Origin of the sequence: Rheinheimera sp. SA_1, assembly GCF_001669775.1 — a bacterium.
In the GTDB taxonomy this organism is placed as follows: Bacteria; Pseudomonadota; Gammaproteobacteria; order Enterobacterales; family Alteromonadaceae; genus Pararheinheimera.
This window is the reverse complement of sequence record NZ_LXWK01000020.1, coordinates 94,211-111,763: the sequence shown is the minus strand read 5'-3', so window position 1 is coordinate 111,763 and position 17,553 is coordinate 94,211. Positions and strand designations below refer to the sequence as shown.

14 protein-coding genes are annotated in these 17,553 nt (G+C 50.9%); 4 read left to right on the top strand and 10 right to left on the bottom strand.

Annotated elements, in window-relative coordinates:
* The first annotated feature begins 16 nt into the window (after window positions 1-16).
* A complete protein-coding gene (locus A5320_RS20265; RefSeq protein ID WP_068069561.1) occupies window positions 17-889 on the top strand; it encodes a LysR family transcriptional regulator ArgP in 873 nt (290 codons plus the stop codon).
* Window positions 890-933: 44 nt separating this feature from the next.
* Here the strand turns inward: A5320_RS20265 and A5320_RS20260 are convergent, their stop codons facing one another.
* The 7 genes from A5320_RS20260 to A5320_RS20230 all read right to left on the bottom strand — a co-directional run bounded on the left by A5320_RS20260 (window position 934) and on the right by A5320_RS20230 (window position 8,929).
* Complete coding sequence (locus A5320_RS20260) at window positions 934-1,833, bottom strand: CPBP family glutamic-type intramembrane protease (protein WP_068069559.1); 900 nt, start codon at window positions 1,831-1,833, stop codon at window positions 934-936.
* Between the two features lie 293 nt (window positions 1,834-2,126).
* A complete protein-coding gene (locus A5320_RS20255) occupies window positions 2,127-2,639 on the bottom strand; it encodes a DUF1993 domain-containing protein (RefSeq protein WP_068069689.1) in 513 nt (170 codons plus the stop codon).
* A 160-nt stretch (window positions 2,640-2,799) separates the two neighbouring features.
* Complete coding sequence (locus A5320_RS20250) at window positions 2,800-3,783, bottom strand: ion channel (RefSeq protein WP_068069557.1); 984 nt, start codon at window positions 3,781-3,783, stop codon at window positions 2,800-2,802.
* Window positions 3,784-3,886: 103 nt separating this feature from the next.
* Window positions 3,887-5,665, bottom strand: coding sequence for an MFS transporter (locus A5320_RS20245; RefSeq protein ID WP_068069556.1), 1,779 nt, complete (start codon window positions 5,663-5,665; stop codon window positions 3,887-3,889).
* A gap of 24 nt (window positions 5,666-5,689) precedes the next feature.
* Window positions 5,690-6,631, bottom strand: a complete 942-nt coding sequence (locus A5320_RS20240; protein ID WP_068069554.1) for an ornithine cyclodeaminase family protein — start codon at window positions 6,629-6,631, stop codon at window positions 5,690-5,692.
* 37 nt (window positions 6,632-6,668) lie between these two features.
* On the bottom strand, window positions 6,669-7,802 hold the full coding sequence (locus A5320_RS20235; RefSeq protein ID WP_157606147.1) for a M24 family metallopeptidase: 1,134 nt from the start codon (window positions 7,800-7,802) through the stop codon (window positions 6,669-6,671).
* Window positions 7,799-8,929, bottom strand: coding sequence for a proline racemase family protein (locus A5320_RS20230; protein ID WP_197490226.1), 1,131 nt, complete (start codon window positions 8,927-8,929; stop codon window positions 7,799-7,801). The genes A5320_RS20235 and A5320_RS20230 overlap by 4 nt, the downstream gene beginning before the upstream one ends.
* A gap of 122 nt (window positions 8,930-9,051) precedes the next feature.
* Here A5320_RS20230 and A5320_RS20225 point away from each other — a divergent pair, with 122 nt between their 5' ends.
* Complete coding sequence (locus tag A5320_RS20225) at window positions 9,052-10,035, top strand: collagenase (RefSeq protein ID WP_197490223.1); 984 nt, start codon at window positions 9,052-9,054, stop codon at window positions 10,033-10,035.
* Between the two features lie 4 nt (window positions 10,036-10,039).
* Here A5320_RS20225 and A5320_RS20220 read toward each other — a convergent pair whose 3' ends face one another.
* Both A5320_RS20220 and A5320_RS20215 read right to left on the bottom strand, forming a co-directional pair.
* The gene (locus A5320_RS20220; protein WP_197490221.1) at window positions 10,040-10,540 is read right to left on the bottom strand and encodes a MarR family winged helix-turn-helix transcriptional regulator; all 501 of its coding nucleotides are present in this window, start codon (window positions 10,538-10,540) and stop codon (window positions 10,040-10,042) included.
* 139 nt (window positions 10,541-10,679) lie between these two features.
* The gene (locus tag A5320_RS20215; protein ID WP_068069550.1) at window positions 10,680-12,638 is read right to left on the bottom strand and encodes a S9 family peptidase; all 1,959 of its coding nucleotides are present in this window, start codon (window positions 12,636-12,638) and stop codon (window positions 10,680-10,682) included.
* Between the two features lie 326 nt (window positions 12,639-12,964).
* Here A5320_RS20215 and A5320_RS20210 point away from each other — a divergent pair, with 326 nt between their 5' ends.
* Complete coding sequence (locus A5320_RS20210; protein ID WP_068069548.1) at window positions 12,965-15,565, top strand: TonB-dependent receptor; 2,601 nt, start codon at window positions 12,965-12,967, stop codon at window positions 15,563-15,565.
* Window positions 15,566-15,633: 68 nt separating this feature from the next.
* On the opposite strand, the gene A5320_RS20205 is transcribed toward A5320_RS20210, so the two are convergent.
* Window positions 15,634-16,092 (bottom strand): Lrp/AsnC family transcriptional regulator, encoded by a 459-nt coding sequence (locus A5320_RS20205; protein WP_068069547.1) that lies wholly within the window; start codon window positions 16,090-16,092, stop codon window positions 15,634-15,636.
* A 175-nt stretch (window positions 16,093-16,267) separates the two neighbouring features.
* Between A5320_RS20205 and yjeH the strand changes: the two genes are divergently transcribed.
* Window positions 16,268-17,530 (top strand): L-methionine/branched-chain amino acid transporter, encoded by a 1,263-nt coding sequence (gene yjeH / locus A5320_RS20200; protein WP_068069545.1) that lies wholly within the window; start codon window positions 16,268-16,270, stop codon window positions 17,528-17,530.
* Window positions 17,531-17,553 lie beyond the last annotated feature (23 nt).

Sequence of the window (17,553 nt, the reverse complement as noted above, 5' to 3'; positions counted from 1 at the left end):
ACCATGAGTTTTAATCATGATTGACTATCGACTCCTGCAAGCCCTTGCGGCGGTGATTGAACAACAAGGTTTTGAAAAAGCAGCGCAGCAGCTGTTTTTAACCCAGTCGGCGGTCAGTCGGCGGATCAAACAGCTGGAAGCTTTACTGGGTCAGCCGGTGTTGTTGCGCACCACACCGCCGGTCGCCACCGCTACCGGTCAGCGCTTGCTGAATCACCTGCAACAAGTGCGGCAAATGGAAGCGGCGCTAGGGTTGACTGATGACCCCGAGCATTTGGTGGTGCGCCTCGCCACCAACGCCGACTCACTGGCGACCTGGTTGCCACAAGCGTTAGTGCTACCGGATCATCCCGGCGTACAGTTTGATTTAGTGGTTGAGGATCAGTCGGTTGGCTTAAAACGAATGAAGCAGGGTGAGGTAATGGCTTGTGTCTGTGACGCCGCGCAGCCAGTAAATGGTGGTGCGGCGTTATATTTGGGCGCGTTACGTTATCGTGCTGTGGCCAGTGTCGATTTTGTAAAACGGCATCAACTCACTGAAAACCTGCCGCAGAAAATTGCTGCTTTACCTTGTATGGTGTTTAGTCAGGACGACCAGCTGCAACATCAGTATTTGCAGGACATCGCCGGAGCCACCCCACAGCGGGTGCATTTATGTCCATCATCCGAAGGTTTTGTCCGCTCTGTTGTGGCGGGGTTAGGTTTTGGTTTATTGCCAGAACTGCAAAGCCAGCACTTGCTGAACTCGGGGCAACTTATTGATTTATCGCCGGGTTATGCGCTTGACACACCGCTGTACTGGCATTATTGGCAAAGCGAAAGCCCGCTGCTGCAGTTGTTGCGACAGCGGGTGGAGCAGACAGCAAAGCTGTATTTGATACAAGAATAAAACCGCAAGAGTCCGCGAACTCCCTCTGACTCTGGCAGTCGCGGCTAGCCAGGCAAAGTTGCTGTTTTTGTTGCGTTCGGCATCAGTTCTGGTGAAGTTGACGCCTCAGCCACCCCACGCCAGCGCCATAACAACCACAACGCCAGACAATCAACAAACACCGCAAATATCGAGGCTTCGGCGCCAAAATTACCGCCGGTTAGCCAATCTGGCTGGGCTTGCAGTTGTGGTAACAACCAGCCGTTATGTTCGTGCCCGCTGACCTGAAACCCCAGCAGATACCCTTGCGCCCAATTCCAGCCAAAATGCAGACCCAGCGGCAACGCCAGACTGCGGGTTTTTAGATAAGCCAGGCCAAGCAACAATGAAGCTAAGGCCAGATCCAGCATTGCCACCAATTTGGCGCTGCCCTCAAGGCCAGGATTTTCCATGTGCCCAGCGGCAAAAATGGCGGCAAATAACAGCTGCGTTGGCCAAACCCCCAACCCATCGATCAATCGCTGAAATACAAAACCCCGAAACAGTAACTCTTCCAGCGCAGCGCCTAACAACAGCAAATAAGCACCTAAGATTAAATCTGCGGCTTGAAACTTAGGATTGATGCCAAAGGTGGCTGCTGAAAAGCTCCACATCAGCAACGCAATCACAGCCATCATCGCCATGCCAGCAGCAGTACCAAACAACAGCTGTTGCCACCAGCGGGAATTCAAAGCCAGCCCCAGATCGGCCAGTCGTTGTCTTCGTAACAACACACAACTCCAACTGACTAACAATAAAAATACCAGTGCCAGCGGTTCGAGCTGCATGGTGCTGGCGCCAAGACTGGCCAGCCAATCTCTGGTCGGTTTATAAAGCTGACGTGACACGGCGAGAATGGCGATAAATACCATTACCCACCAACCATTTCTCAGTTGCTGCTGCGCATTAAAGAATATTTTATTCATGGAGTGTTTCCGTTAGTTTGAATCGTTGTTTGAAACATAATTTGGATATATGCCGATTAGGCCACAACGGATGGCAAGTTAAATGCCAAAGGAAATTTATCTATAATTCAATATCTTATAAATTGACGCGTTTTATTGATAACGGATTGCGACCAGTTAATAGTCATTTATGTAATAAAGTGGTTGAAGTTTAACAGCAGAAAGTTGGAGTGGGTTTAGGCTGGCCGTAGCGGGTAACACAGGAAGAAGATGAAGAGGTCAGCATGAGTGCTGACCTCAGTATACCCGGCTAATTAAGCCTTATACGGCATTGCGCCTAAATAGTCTTTTTTGCCCACATCCACACCGTTGTGACGCAAAATGGCGTAGGCGGTGGTGACGTGGAAATAGAGATTCGGAATGGCATGCTGGATAGCAAACTCTAAGCCGGTCAGGTATTTACCTTCCCAACGCGGCTGACTGATGTGACGTTCAGCTGCTTCGGCCAAATCTTCAGCTTTAAAGCTGTTGAGGTAATCCAGCGTTTGCGCGATACGGGTTTTCAGCTCGGCTAATGTGGTTTCGCTGTCGTCATGTTTTGGCGCACTGTCGACCACACCGGCTAAGCGGGCGACACCAATTTTGGCGGTATCACAGGCAATTTGCACCTGACGGATCAGGTTAAACTGGTCCGGTGCCAATCGCGAATTTAACAGCACCGTCACATCGTATTTTTTCGCTTCAGCAACCAGCGCTGCTTTGTCCAGAATAGCGTTCAGGTTATTCAGCATTTTGCTGAACTGCACTACGGTTAAGTCATAAAGCATGTTCATTCCCCGGTTTGGTTGGTCAATCAGAACGGCGGCCAGCACCACGGTGCGAGCGCCAAAAATACAGCTGGAAAGGAAATGGGGTGGCCGCTGACGTTAATCAATCCACCGCCACAGATTTATCACCATCACCGCATTGATTTTGACGCCGCAACCATCAGCGGGTCATTTTTTTCACAAACACCACCACGAACAAGGCGATGGTAAAACTACCGGTAAAAGCTTCAAAAGCAGCAAATAACCGCGACCAGCCAATCGGCGTGATATCGCCGTAACCAAGAGTGGTAAAGGTCACCACCGAATAGTACAAACAGGTACCGAACAGCTTCAACTGATGCCAGAAATTATCGGCCGGATTAAACTGCAATAACTCACCGCCACTCATCACGCCGAGGAAAAAATAACAAATGGCACTGAGGAATATCAGTAATAGCGAAAACAGCACCACCCGCAGTGGCTCTTCACCATATCCGCAAAAGACATCAATCAGTTTTGACAGCAACCGCGGCTTGCTCCAGCGGGGATACTGAAACCGGCGCATCCGTAGTTCCTGTTGAATATAACGACCTGATAACACAAATAAACCTTCATGCTCGGCGGCTTTACGCAGGTCGCGGTAAATTTCCTCTGATTGCTCGAAATAATCATTGGCAAGCGCCCGGTCGCGGATTTTATCGGCTTGATGAGCGATTTTTTCCTGCCGCAATTGTTTACCGAGCTGCATATTTTCAAGACGGGCCCCGGCCCATTTCACCCCTAATAAATTCGCCTGATGCATACAGGTCCAGTGCACGTTGGCTTCACGCAAGTCGGCTTTCATCAGATTGACTTCGGTCAGATTAGCTTTATACAAATGCGCGCCATGTAAATTGGCGCGGTATAAATCGCTGAAACTTAAATCGTAACCGGCTTGCCCCGGTGCCGCTGCCAGATTTAATCCTGCCAGCTGGGCACGTTTCAGCGCCAGACCACGCAGCTGACCACCATTTTTGGCGTACAGTTCCAAGGCTGTTTTGTCCCCAGGCTGATCTTTGCAAATTGTTGGATCGTGCCAATAACAAAGGCCGGACGCAGCGGCCGGTTCGTGGCAACAATGTTTTGCATCGTCTTCCTGATAACAACAAAGAGTGGCGGCGCTCATCAGAACACCCAAACTGGCAGCAAAAGGTAAGGCTAAGTGTAGTCTTAAAACGGCGCTCAGTTTTCCGTATTGAGCGCAGTGAAAGAGCCTGGCTTATCAGCATTCAGGTTAAACACTCGCCGTTAACCTCAGTCGCATTGGTCTTTGCAACATCAAGCTTTACCGGCAACGGCTGCCGCTGCACCCAGTAGTGAAATATCAACATACCAGCGGCAGTCAGTAGTGCGATACCAGCGAACAAAACCCACATCAACAGCGGCTGGTTCATTTGTTTGGCAATGACGGTGTAGGCAAAACCTGATAATAATCCGGCAAATAAATTGCCCAGCGCCATCGCCACAAAGTAATAGCCCATATACATCGCCGTCTGATGGCGCGGTGCTATAGCCGCGACATATTCCTGACTTTTTGGCGACGCAATCATTTCACCACAGGAAAATACCACGACAGCACCGACGATCGTTACGCCGCCAACCAGCAACATGCCGGACAGTCCACAGCCCAGCAAACCAGCGGCCATCACCACAGTGCCGACCACCAGCACCGGTATCGCCGGCCAGCGCTCAATAAAAGTACTGATAGCAATCTGCGCCAGCACTATCGTGGCAAAACCAAGGTTAACAATATATTCCGGGTTAATCTGCCGGTATTCAGCGGCCCACTGGCTGGCCAGTTGTTCGGCGCTTAGTTGCTGCTGTAGTAAAGCCTGTAAACCAGCAGCCATCTCGTCAGGCGGCAGCAAAATTTTGTGATGCGCCAGTTCCAACACCAGACTTTGCCACTGTGCAGGCTCTAAAGTGCCAAACTGGATGGCCAGAGCAGGTAAAGCGGCCGCCAGTTGTGGAATATTGACCGCCGCAAAATAGTCCAGCAACGTTGGCGACCAGGCCGCCAGGCTTTGCACCAAATCACGGGTGTCGACGTAATCGCGTAAATACACCGGCAAGGTGATAAATAACTGATTGTACGCAGTAAAAAAGCCGGTGAGCAGCAGCAAAAAGCAGACAAAACGGCCGTTACCCAGCTGCATTTGCTGCTGATACCAAGCTAAGATTTGCCCGGAGTTGCCGTTCGAATGCAGACTTTTCGCCAGGCGCAGGCCGTAACTCCAGCCCAGATTCAGGCCAATCCACAGACCAGCGACTAACAACATCTGCCACCAACTGATGGCAAAGCGTGGGCTGAACATCAACCCCAATAATAACGGCAACACCAAGAGCGCCAGCCGTCCGTTACCCAGCACCTGCTGCATTTCCTGCAGCACCTGGCGCACGGTGCGTTGATCCGAGGTATTAACCACCGGATCGCGGTACCAAAATAACGCCGGAATAAAATTGATTAAAATCCACAATGACGACATTACAAACACCCAGTCCCAGCTGATCGCCCGCAAATACCCGGCGACCAATGGCCCGACAAAACCGCCGATATTGACCATGGTGTAAAAAATCCCAAACGCCAGCCCGCGATTACTGTCGTCGCTGCAGCGGCCAACGGTGCCCACCACCACCGGTTTAAAACAGGCCGCACCAACCGCCACTGCGGTAAAGGCCATAAAAAATGCCCAAAAGCTCTCGACTTGTCCCAGCAGATAATAAGACGGCGCCATCAGCGCAAAAGAGCATAAAAACATCCGCCGATAACCATAGCGATCAGCCAGCGCGCCGGTCAGCACCGGCAGTAAATACAGCAAAAACGGGATCATACCTTGCAAAAAGCCCCGTTCCTGATCGCTAAAACCAAGACCACCATGGCTTGTTGGGCTGGTCATATACAAAGAGGACAAACTGAAAAAGCCGTACCAGGCCAGTCGTTCGAATATTTCCATGGTATTGGCGACATAAAAAGTCGCCGGAAAGGGGCTGCGTCGGACTGAGCTCATAGGTTTTTCTCTGAGTTTTTTTAACTAGTTGAAGTAGGGGCGCTGCAACACCAATTCGGCGCAAAGCAAATCACTAAGCGCCGTACCCACCGACTTAAACAAGGTGATTTCATCACGATGTTGCCGTGCTGGCAGATTGCGGCGGCACAGCTCGGCCAGTTCGGCGCGAATGTCGTTGGCGGAAAACTGTTGCTCGGCGATTGGGATCAACAGCTCGCCCGCTTCATTCAGCACATTATTGCGATCATCGACATACACCGAAGCGCGCCGTACTAACTCAGTGTCACATTCACGCTGCTGCGGGCTGTGATTGCCGAGCAAATCGACATGACAGCCTGGCGGAATATGGTTGCCAAATAACAGCGGCGTCGGCGAGCCGGTGGCAGCGACGATGATGTCGGCCTGCTGACAAGCCTCGTTAATCTCCTGCACCACCTGGACTTGCAGCCGCGGATATAACTGCTGCACCCTGTGGCAGAGTTGGCGCGCTGCCGCCTGATTACGCCCCCACAGCAATAAAGTTTGTAAATCATGTTCGGCCAGATGTGCCTGAATGAGTGGTAACGCCAGGCGGCCACTACCGAGTAACAGCAGGGTGCGGGAATCCGGCCGCGCCAGATAACGGGACGCCAACGCCGATACTGCGGCGGTGCGCCAGCACGTCACGCTGCTGCCTTCGACCCAGGCCAGCGGCACGCCGTTATCACGCCGGTACAACAAAATACTGGCGTGTAAAGTGGGCAATTGCAGCTCAGCATTATCCGGAAAATAGCTAAAGGCTTTTACTGCGATCACCTGCTCATTCCAGGCTGGCAATAATGCAAACGCTTCAGGGCTGCCCGGCGTCAGTGGCCAAACCTGCCTTGCCGGCATGGTGAACTCTTTGGCAAAACCTTGTTGTAAAGCATTGATCAACAATGGGAAATCCAGTACTTGATCCACTTGTTGTGCGCTGATAATTTGCATTGCGTACGTCTCTAAAAATAAAAGGAGCAGGTGCGGCTTAGCATTCCAGCGCAAACTGCGTCGGTGCTTTGGTCAGCTGCAGATAACCATGCGCGGTCACCAGCACATCATCTTCCAGCCGCACCCCGCCATAATTGGGCAGATACACACCTGGCTCGATAGTGATCACGGCACCGGCTGGTAATTTCAGCTCGTTGCCGGGACTTAAAAAGGGTTGTTCGTGCAACTGCAACCCGACGCCATGACCAAGACCCGGCCCGGCATAACGGCCAAATTCAGAGCGTTGTAACACCTGATCGGAAATAGCAAATAACGCACTGGCTGAAATCCCGGCTTTGACTGCTTTTAATGCGGCCTGCTGCGCCTGCTGTACCGCCTGAAACAGCTGTAACTGCAATAAATCAGCTTTGCCGGCAACATAACTGCGGGTCATATCGCTGCGATAACCATTTACCACAGCGCCAAAATCAATCAGGATTAAGTCGCCTTTTTTCAGTCGCTGCGTACCAGGCAAAGCATGCGGCAACGCTGAACGTGCACCAAAACCAACAATAGTGGCAAAGGACAAGGCTTCAGCACCCAGCTTTTTCAGCCGGTATTCAAGTTCTGTGGCAAAATCAATCTCGGTGATCCCCGGCTGCAACAGCGGCAAGGTTTGGGCTAAAGCGGCATCGGCTATCTGCGCCGCGCGCTGAATTTGCACCACTTCCCAATCGTCTTTGACGATTCGCAAACTGGTGAGCACCGGTGGACAAGGGCTACATTGCACAGCTGACAGATCCTGTTGCAACAGTTGCCATTGCTGCACACTCACAGACTCAGCTTCATACCAGACACGACTCACCTGCTGCGCCGCGAACTCCAGCGCCAGTGCTTCGCCAAGACGTTGCTGATCACGATCCCGACAAATCACCCGGCAGCCATTTTGCGCCACTGCGCATTCCTGCCGCGCCTGTGCTTCAAAACGGTAATCGGTGATCAAAGCCACGCTGTGCTGGGTCAATACCACACAAGCCGCTTCACCGGCGTAGTTCACCAGATAACGTAAATTCTCAGCGCCAAAAATCAGCGCCGCCTGTTGATTGGCTTGTTGCATCGCCTGCCGAAATGCGGCAAGGCGATTGGCAAACTGTGGCTGCAACGGTGCCAGCATCGGAATTCCTGTGTTCATCGGAAGATAAATCCTTCTGCAAATGGATCTTGGGGATCAAGATAAAACTGGTGGCGCCCGGTGACATTAGCCTGGCCTTGCACCCGCGGGATCACCGCCGGATAACGGCCGTACTGCACTAATTCAACTATGGATAATTGAAACTGCGAGCCGAGAATACTTTCGATCACCAGCGTTTGCCCGAGCGCCAGCTTGCCTTGCTGCTGCAAAATGGCGGCAAGACCCGACACACCACTGCCGGTAGGACTTCTGTCTAGCTCACCATCGGCAAACACACAGACGTTGCGCATGGCGGCTGTTGGACTGGCTGGATTGTTTGGACTTAGCGGACGGTTTGCATTGGCTGAATTATGTGCATCGCCTGCAAAAAGCGGTGCGCCAGTAAATATAGTGCCGTATAAAAAGTTTAAATCAGGCTCGAACGGGTGCTGAATCTCAAGTTGCTGCGAAAGCGCCAGCTTAATTCGCTGACCCAGTTCAATAATTTGCCGGTGGTTTTGCGCCTCAAGCGATAAGCCAATACTGGCAGCATCGACATAAGCATAAAAAGCGCCGCCATAAGCGAGGGTGTAGGTCAGTTCACCAATCCCTGACAGATACAGGCGTTGATCCGTCGCCACCACAAAAGAGGGCACATTGTGAAACCAGCAGTGCTGCACCTGACCTTGCTTTACCTCTGCAAATAACCGGATCTGGCCACAAGGCGCATCCACTGCAAAAGCAGTAACAGGCTCCGTCATCGGTACTACGCCGGCTTCAATCGCAACTTTGGCCAGCGCAATCATCGCGTGACCGCACATGGTGCTATAGCCTTCGTTATGCAGAAAAATCACCCCAAACGCACTGTCGGCGCGTTCTGGCGGCACAATAATGCAGCCGTACATATCGGCATGGCCACGCGGCTCCCACATCAACGCCCGGCGCAACCCATCAAAACGCTGCTGACAATCACGCCGTTTTGCCAGCACCGAATCACCCCTAAGTTCCGGAAAACCAGCCGTAATGATGCGCAGCGGTTCGCCACCGGTGTGACAATCCAAGGTGCGGATTTCTAAAGCAGTGGTTGGTGGCATTGTCTTGTTATCGAGCGGCGGTTGCCACTGTGTAAATCGCTGATAGCTTTGCATTTAACCTTCTGTTCCGGCTTGGTACTGGCACGGTTTCGTGTCCTGCGCACAAGGAAAATTCTTGATATAGAATATTGTATACAATATATTTGAATTGAAAGTAAACAGTTTCAGGAGAATTTATGACGAAGATGACATTTTTAATTGCGCTTCAACGGTTGCAACGAAACCGTTGGCTAAAAAGCAGTTTGCTGATGAGCAGCTTGGTTATTTGTAACATCGCCAATGCCAATCCGGCCGACAACACAAAAATGGCGAGTGTGGATCAAATCCTCAGTCAGCAGCACCAATGCAGCGCCAGCCTGACGCTTCGCTCGGCAGCACTGACTCCGGCGCAGCAACAGGCGGCCTGCGCGCAACTTGCCGCCATTGAGCAACGTTTCCATCAGTTATTTCAAAGTGCTGGTAAAGCGGTGAGGCATGATCATAACACCATGCTGCGCGCCAATATTTATCAGTCAAAACAGCAGTATGTTGAATTTGCTGGCCAGCATTTTCAAATGCCGACCGACAATGGTGGTATGTATCTGGAAGGTTTTCCTGATCAGCCAGGCAATCAGGCTGAATTTGTTGCTTACCAGCGTGAGCAAGGCCAGGTCTGGAATTTAAGCCATGAATTTGTGCACTATCTGGATGGTCGTTTTAATTTATACGGTGATTTTTGTGCCACTTTACACGACTCGCATGCGCCACCGGAAAACTGTCCGACCCCGGCGCCCGACACCCCTTATTTAGTCTGGTGGACCGAAGGCATGGCCGAGTACGTGGCGCATGGCACAGAGAATCAGGAAGCGCTGAAACTGGCGGCCACCCAGCAATTTAAACTGAGTGAACTGTTTCATACAGGTTATGAGCGCAATCATGGCAGTGATCGGATTTATCGCTGGGGTTATCTGGCTGCTCGTTATTTGCTGGAGCAACAACGCCCGAAAGTTGATGGGATGCTGAAATTGCTACGCAATGGCGACTACCCCAGGTATCAGGCGCTGGTGCGCAGCTGGGGTACGTCGATGGATCAGGAATTTAGTCAGTGGCTGACGCAGCAGGCCAGCGCCGGAAAAACCGCGCTTCAGCCTGTTAACAATGGCAAATATAGCGCAAATTAAGCTGTTACAAAGCGCGCTGCAAACTGCTACGCAGCGCAATAAGCTGTTGACGCAGCGCAATAATGTCCGGCTCGGCCATCCCACATTTCATGCCGAGATTCCGATTGACCTCACTGGCTGCTGGTCGCAACGCCCAGCCAGCTGGGGTCAGGCAAATTTCTAACGTCCGTTCGTTATCCGGCTGGCGGCGACGGGTTAACAAGCCCTGCGCTTCCATTCGTTTAATCACCGGCGTTAAGGCGCCGGAATCAATATGTAATTGCTCGCCGATATCTTTCAGCGCCAGGCCATCTTTTTCCCACAAAATCAGCATCACCAGGTATTGCGGGTATGTCAGACCCAGTTGGTCTAACATTGGCTTGTAAATTTTGGTCATCAACAAGGAGGTTGAATACATCGCAAAGCACAGCTGCTGATCCAGATGTAAAGCTTGTAAACGGTCGGCAGACAGCGGCTCCATGGCGGAAGTCAAAGGCAAAGCAGTTTTTGGCGTTTTGGCAGACATGGTGACATCCGGAGCAGTATCAATAGCGCAAGGGTAAACAGAGCGAGCCTGAAGATCAATAACTTCTGGCCTTCATCCTTGAAGTTGCAGGGTAAACACCCGTTGTACCCGAAACTTCAGGTACAACGGGCCTCTGCTGTTACAAATACTTCTGCAAAAAGGCTAAATAGGCATTTTGCGCGGTGATGCGGTTGGCTTTTTTGACAAAACCATGGCCTTCATCCGGAAACAATACATATTCCACCGGCACGCCATTTTTCTTAATAGCTGCGACCATTTCATCACTTTCTACCTGTAATACCCTTGGATCGTTGGCACCTTGTACCACCAGCACCGGCTTTTTCACTTTGTCGCCATGGAATAACGGCGAAATACGGCGCAGGCGTTCCCCGTCTTTGGCCGGATCGCCAAGTTCTGCATACAAAGACTCCCGGAACGATTCCCACCATGGTGGAATACTTTCCAAAGTCCGTACCCAGTTGGTTACACCGAAAATATTGATGCCCAGTTTAAATTCGTCAGTAAAGGCCATCGCCGCCATCGTCAGATAACCACCGTAACTGCCGCCCATCACGCCAATACGGTCTGTGGCGACCCAGTTCAGCGATTGCAGATACTTTTTGCCATACACAATGTCCTGCAAATCATCTTCACCGTGTTTTAAATCGTCCAGGTGGAAAAAGGTTTTGCCATAACCGGTAGAGCCACGGTTATTCACCGCCAACACCGCATACCCCTGATTCACCAGATGTTGGATCACCGGATTGTAACCGGTGCGGGATTGGCCGCCCGGGCCGCCGTGGATCCAAATCACTGCCGGTACGCGGCTATTGGCGCTGGCTTGTTTTGGCTGGTACAACAAGGCTGGAATTTGCACCCCGTCAAAGCTGGCAAAACGCACCACTTCGCTCATCACCAGATTGTTTTCGTTGATATTGCTGTCGAGCGCCTGAGTTAACCGGTTGGCGCTGGCATCACCAATTTTCCAGACGTATAAATTAGACGGACTGTTGTCGGCATTGACGTAAAAGCTTAAATACTGACTGTCGGCCGAAAAGCTGATGCCGCGTAAATCGCCGTCCGGTAACTTGGGTAATTGCAGTGGCTGGCCAGTGTTTTGGTCGGTGATTTGAATTTTGGTCGAAGCATCAGCGTTAACGGCTGTCACCTTGTATTTGTTATCTTTGCTAAAACCGATGTAGCTGATATCCCAGTCGGCCTGCTGGTACACCACACTTTGCTTGCTGGCCAGGTCATAACTGAAAGCCTGACTGAATTCCGAACTTTGATCCGAGCCAAAAATCAGCTGTTTGCCATCACGGCTAAAACCATGGGCGGTAAAAGTGACATTGCCATCATGGGGAGTGATATGCAGCGGGGTTTTAGTTGGATCTTGTAAATCAAGTAAATACAGGTTGTTGTCAGCATTGGTGCGTTCTTTACTCAGCGCCAGATAACGGCCATCGTCGCTGATCGCCGCCACTTCAAAACCTTCTTTGTTTTGATACACCAGGGTGCGGGCGTAGGTTTTAGCGTCGTACTGATACAAATCGAAAAATTTTGGGTCGCGCTCGTTGCTCATCACAAAAAACGCCGTATCACCCAGCCAGCCGCCAAACATCGCTTTGAGTTTGTCACCTGGGGTTAAATCAACCACTTTGCCATCAGCTTCAAGCACATACAGATGATGGAGTTCATTGCCGCCCTGATCAGCGGTATATAACACTCTATCGTCTTTTGGAAACCAGTCCACGGGCAATATGGCGTCAGTGGTCGATGTGGTCAGCGGTTGCCAACTTTTGCCATCGAGACTCACGCGGTACAAATTAAACACGCCGGTTTCATCAGAAGCCACCAGTAACGACTGGCCGTTATGATTAATCGCGCTGCCCTGATACGACCTGGTGGCATAAAACTGCTCAGCGCTATAGTTGGCAAATACCGCAGCTTTGGTAGTCGTCGGTTCTGCAGTAACGACGGCGGCAGCGGCTGGTTCAGCTGGTGCTGTGGCCTTCTCGCAACCTGCAAGGATAGAGACGGTCAATAAACTGAGCAATATCACCGAAGATCTGGTTCTCTGTACCTGGTAACTTTTCATTCGAATTCCTTCTGCCTTTATGTAAATGAAATTATCCACTGCAACGCTGACGACTCAGCCCGTTCCCTGACGAAAGTAAAACGTCACTGATTAAAATTCAAGCAACGTGCAAGCTAACCATGAAATTACTACGGTAAAACCGTTGATTTGTAAAAATATATTTCAAAAACCCTGGAAATCGCTGCTTCAGAGGATGCATGAAAAAAAATTATGCAAAGTTTCGGCTGTAATCCGACGAAAGCGGCAGTTTTGTACTATAGGTAAACGGCCGGATAACGGCAGGTAACACTAAAAAAACAATATTCCCAGGTTACAAAAGGATTGCTATGAAACACATTAGATCGAAACTACATCGTTGCGCTTTTGCCGTCAGTACCATTCTTTGCAGCAGCGCCGTTCTGGCGCAGGCTACCCCACCCGCCGAAGAAAAAGCCGTCGAACGGATGCAGGTCACCGGCTCTCATATTAAACGCACAGATATGGAAGGACCGTCGCCGGTGACCGTCATCAATCGCGATATGATTGATAAATCTGGTTTTGATAACTTACAACAATTGCTGGAACGCTTGCCAGCAACCGGTGCGGGCACTTTCTCCACCCGCGGTAACAGCCAGGATTCAACCGCCAATGGTGCCGCAGCCATCAGCTTACGTGGTTTTGGCGCTGACGCGACTTTAGTGCTCATCAACGGCCGCCGTGTGGCGACCAGTGCTTTTGCTGAAGGCATCGTCAATTCGTTTGTTGATATCAACAGCATTCCGGTTGCCGCCATTGAACGGGTTGATATTCTGAAAGACGGTGCATCGGCAATTTACGGCTCAGACGCTGTGGCTGGTGTTGTCAACGTGGTGCTACGCAAAGACTATACCGGCACCGATGTGTCATTAGGTTATGGCTCTGCTACCGGCCCTGGATATGACGAAACCACCCTCAGCACCGTCTGGGGCACAGGTGATGATAAAAGTAACGCCACCTTAATTCTGGATTATTTTAACAACGGCCAAATTGATAACTCAGAGCTGGGCCGCTTTGGCACTGCCAACCAATCCGTTTACGGTGGTCAGGACCTGCGTTCTTCACGGGGTTATCCCGGTCGCTTTATTGTTGATGGTGTAACGCTTCGGGATCCAGGTTGTCCGGCCGACAGCATTGCCGGCCAGACGTGTTTGTATGATTATGGCCCGGCATCCATCGCCATTCCGGCAGCTGAACGGCTTGGCGCTATCTTAAACTTAAGCCGTAAACTGGATGGTGATATTGAGATATTTTCTGAAATCGCCGTTCAGCACAATACCTCAACTGCCGGCGGTGCAGCGACACCTCTGGATGAAGGCGCTGGCCTGACAGTACCGGGTTCGCACCCAAATAACCCGTGGAAAAAGGACATCAAAATAGGTCGTTATCGTACTGTTGATGCCGGTAACCGTCGCTGGGACATTACCTCAGACACCTTGCGGTTGTTAGCAGGTATTCGCGGTAATTTTAACAACTGGGAATGGGAAGCTGCAGCACAAAAAGGTCGCAGCGCAGCGACTCAGACCGGTGAACGGGATCAGGGCTGGGTCAGAACCGACTTTTTACAAACCGAAATTAATGCCGGTCGCTATAACCCATTTGGTGGCGTGCAAAACCCTCAATCGGTTATTGATGCCATTACCACCAGCTTGGTGCGTCGTGGTAAGTCGCATCTGACGTCGATCGATGCACATATTGGTGGCGAACTATTCCAGCTGGAAACCGGTGCTGTTGGCCTGGCGGCTGGTGTGGAATACCGCAAAGAAGATGCACGTGATACGCCGGATGACCAGTTCACACGCGGACTTATTTTTGGTACGGAATCGGTCTCAGCAGCTGCATCGCGCTCACAAAAAGCAGCGTATATCGAACTGTCAGTACCGGTACTGGAAAACCTTGAGTTGCAACTGGCCGAACGTTACGACCATTACAGCGATTTTGGCGGCACTGCCAATCCAAAAATCGCCTTGCACTACACCCCGACCGACACTGTGTCGCTGCGCGCATCCTGGAGCCAGGGTTTCCGGGCACCGTCACTGGCACAAATTGGTTTAGGGCCATCACAGGAATCTCAATTTTTTATTGATACCTTCCTCTGCCCAACACCCAATGCCGCAAATCCAGCCTGTGCTTCAACCGATTACACCATTGTGTTTGCCGGTAATCCAAATCTGAAAGCTGAAGAGTCGGAAAGCTGGAACGTTGGTATGGTGTGGCAGGCCACGCCTGATCTGGATTTCAGCGTCGATTTGTGGAGCATCACCCAGGACAACAAGATAGACGAAGTACCCTTTGGTGAAGTGTATCAGGCCGAATGTGGTAAGCAAAACAGCACCATTTGTATCCGCTTTACCCCATTGGCGGGTCAGACGCTGGGGATCTTAAACCGCATCAACAATGGTTACTTTAACGTCAGTTCACAAGAAGCTCAGGGCCTTGATTTATCAGGGAACTACAAAATGGATCTCGGTGATAACGGTCTGCTGAAATTTAATCTGGAATGGACTTATCTGGATGAATTTGAAAAAGATAACCGCTCTTATGCTGGTGAATATCGTTACCCGCAATATCGCTGGGTGACTTCAGCTGACTGGAGCCGGAACGATTGGGGTGTGGCAGCATCTTTATCTTACATCGGCGAGTTTGAAGATACACCGGACATAGATTTCGACGGTTCACTGGATTTTGACACTGAAACGTCGGAGATGGTTGATTCTCAAATCACGGTTGATACGCAGGTTTATTACAATCTGAATGCTCAAACCAAACTGTTAGTTGGGGTCAGCAATCTGTTGAATGAAGATCCACCATTTGCCGCTGGTGATGGCGACGGTGACTTGTACGGTTACGTGAGCAGCATTTATAGCCCGCGTGGCCGTTACGTTTATGCCAAGGTCAGTTATAAGTTCTAACTATTCGCAGATTTTATGAAAGACAGAACATGGCCGGGCCTAAGCCCGGCTATTTTTTCATCCGGGATTTAATCTTTAGTCAGAGATCCGCTGCTCTGCTCAGTCCGGTTGATCCAATCACTCAACACAATATGGGTTTTAATTTTTATGATGGCAGGATGTGCATCCAGTTGTTCACGAATTTGATGTAACCGCGCCACCGAATCGGCCTGCACAAACACAATTAAATCAATTTCACCACTGATACCGTGACAGCGTCGCACTTCCGGAATGGCGGTTAGCAACGGGATCACATCAGCACAACGCGCACTGTTGTGCTGAATATCAAAATAAGCAGCAACAGCGGGCTGAGTTTTAGCACCTAGCAACACCTGATAACCACGAATTTCGCCACTTTGTTCCAGCCGCTTTAGCCGTTCCGACACAGCACTGCGCGATAAATTAACCTGCTCAGCAATTGATGAAACTGACTGGCGCGCATCTTCCTGTAATGCTTTGATAATCAACTGATCAAATTTATCTGACACAAAGTCTCCAATCTGGACAGAACACCGGCAGAAAGCGGGTTGGCCCGACAAAACGTCGGCAAAGGACAGCAATTTTCCGCCATTTTGCACTGCAAAAACAAGGTAGCATAATGTCAGAAATATAGTGCCAGAGATAATGACGGCGGTTGGCTACAACAAAAAAGGATCTTGCGGGATGAACACAAGTCATAAACTAAACCTCTGGCAAGGAGCGGCACTGCTGGCGACCACCTTGCTCGGTACCGGCGTGTTTATTTTGCCACAACTGACCATCGCCCAGGCCGGCTCTTTTGCCAGTTGGGCCTGGTTGCTGCTGACCATATTAGCCATTCCAGTCACTTTTGTGTTTGCAGCACTGGCGCGGGTGCTGCCTCATGCCGCGGGGCCTGCGCATTTTGTCGGTGAAGCTTTCGGGTCACTGGCTGGTCGGGTCACCGGACTGATGTTTGTGCTGGTCGTGCCGCTCGGTGCTTCGGCCGCCATGATGATGACTTATTCCTTTGTCGCACCACTGCTGAGCCCCTGGCTTGGCGATTTACGTTATTGGCAGCTGCCGGTGGAACTCATGTTTTTACTGTTGTTGTGGCTACTGAACCGGCGTGGTGTGCAGTTGTCCGCCAAACTACAGCTGGGTTTAACACTACTCATTGTGGCAGTGGTGTTGTTGATGTTTGGTGCTTTTGCGTATCAGGCAGATAACGTACCTTTACCAGACAACACCAGGGTTGAATTCAATACCGCCGGTTTTACCGCAGCGTTGGCTCTGGGGTTCTGGAGTTTTCTTGGCGTCGAGGCCATGACCCATTTAGCCCAGGATTTTCGCGACCCCAAACGTGATTTAGTGCCAGCTTTGTTGCTCGGCTTGTTGGTGGTCGGTTGTATTTATCTCGGTTGCAGCCATTTGCTGCAAATCTTAGCCCAGCCAGGCGAAGATTTAAGTATGGTCGATGGTTTTAACCGCTTATTTGGCGGAGGTGGTTATCTGCTGATTGGCGTACTTGGGCTTTGTAGTGGCCTCGCCACTGTGAATGTCTATACCGCCAGCGTGGCGCGGCTGTGCTGGAGTTTCAGTAACAACGGCGTGTTGCCCAAAGCATTACAACCACTGAACCGGCATCAGGTGCCAGAGCGGGCACTTGGGAGTATTTTGTCACTGATGGCAATTGTGTTGTGTGGCGCCGAATGGCTGGATGCCGGATTGCCGGACTTGATCGGCTGGGTGAATGGCGTGTTTGTGCTGATTTATCTGGGCAGCATGACCGCAGCACTGCGGTTACTACCTTCGAAACACCGGCTGGTGGTGTCTGTCAGTATTGGCATTTGTTTGTTGCTGGTATGGATGCTGGGCGCAGCCATGAGTTACGCGGTATTGCTAATCCTGATTACTGCACCACTACTGTGGTGGCAACAACAATGGCTAAGAACCAAAGCAGCCTAAGCTGGACTGTCATCAAAAAATAA

Coding starts and splice junctions, on each gene's coding strand:
- A5320_RS20265 (WP_068069561.1), top strand. CDS start 17: ATGATTGACTATCGACTCCTGCAAGCCCTTGCGGCGGTGATTGAACAA.
- A5320_RS20260 (WP_068069559.1), bottom strand. CDS start 1,833: ATGAATAAAATATTCTTTAATGCGCAGCAGCAACTGAGAAATGGTTGG.
- A5320_RS20255 (WP_068069689.1), bottom strand. CDS start 2,639: ATGCTTTATGACTTAACCGTAGTGCAGTTCAGCAAAATGCTGAATAAC.
- A5320_RS20250 (WP_068069557.1), bottom strand. CDS start 3,783: ATGAGCGCCGCCACTCTTTGTTGTTATCAGGAAGACGATGCAAAACAT.
- A5320_RS20245 (WP_068069556.1), bottom strand. CDS start 5,665: ATGAGCTCAGTCCGACGCAGCCCCTTTCCGGCGACTTTTTATGTCGCC.
- A5320_RS20240 (WP_068069554.1), bottom strand. CDS start 6,631: ATGCAAATTATCAGCGCACAACAAGTGGATCAAGTACTGGATTTCCCA.
- A5320_RS20235 (WP_157606147.1), bottom strand. CDS start 7,802: ATGAACACAGGAATTCCGATGCTGGCACCGTTGCAGCCACAGTTTGCC.
- A5320_RS20230 (WP_197490226.1), bottom strand. CDS start 8,929: ATGCAAAGCTATCAGCGATTTACACAGTGGCAACCGCCGCTCGATAAC.
- A5320_RS20225 (WP_197490223.1), top strand. CDS start 9,052: ATGACGAAGATGACATTTTTAATTGCGCTTCAACGGTTGCAACGAAAC.
- A5320_RS20220 (WP_197490221.1), bottom strand. CDS start 10,540: ATGTCTGCCAAAACGCCAAAAACTGCTTTGCCTTTGACTTCCGCCATG.
- A5320_RS20215 (WP_068069550.1), bottom strand. CDS start 12,638: ATGAAAAGTTACCAGGTACAGAGAACCAGATCTTCGGTGATATTGCTC.
- A5320_RS20210 (WP_068069548.1), top strand. CDS start 12,965: ATGAAACACATTAGATCGAAACTACATCGTTGCGCTTTTGCCGTCAGT.
- yjeH (WP_068069545.1), top strand. CDS start 16,268: ATGAACACAAGTCATAAACTAAACCTCTGGCAAGGAGCGGCACTGCTG.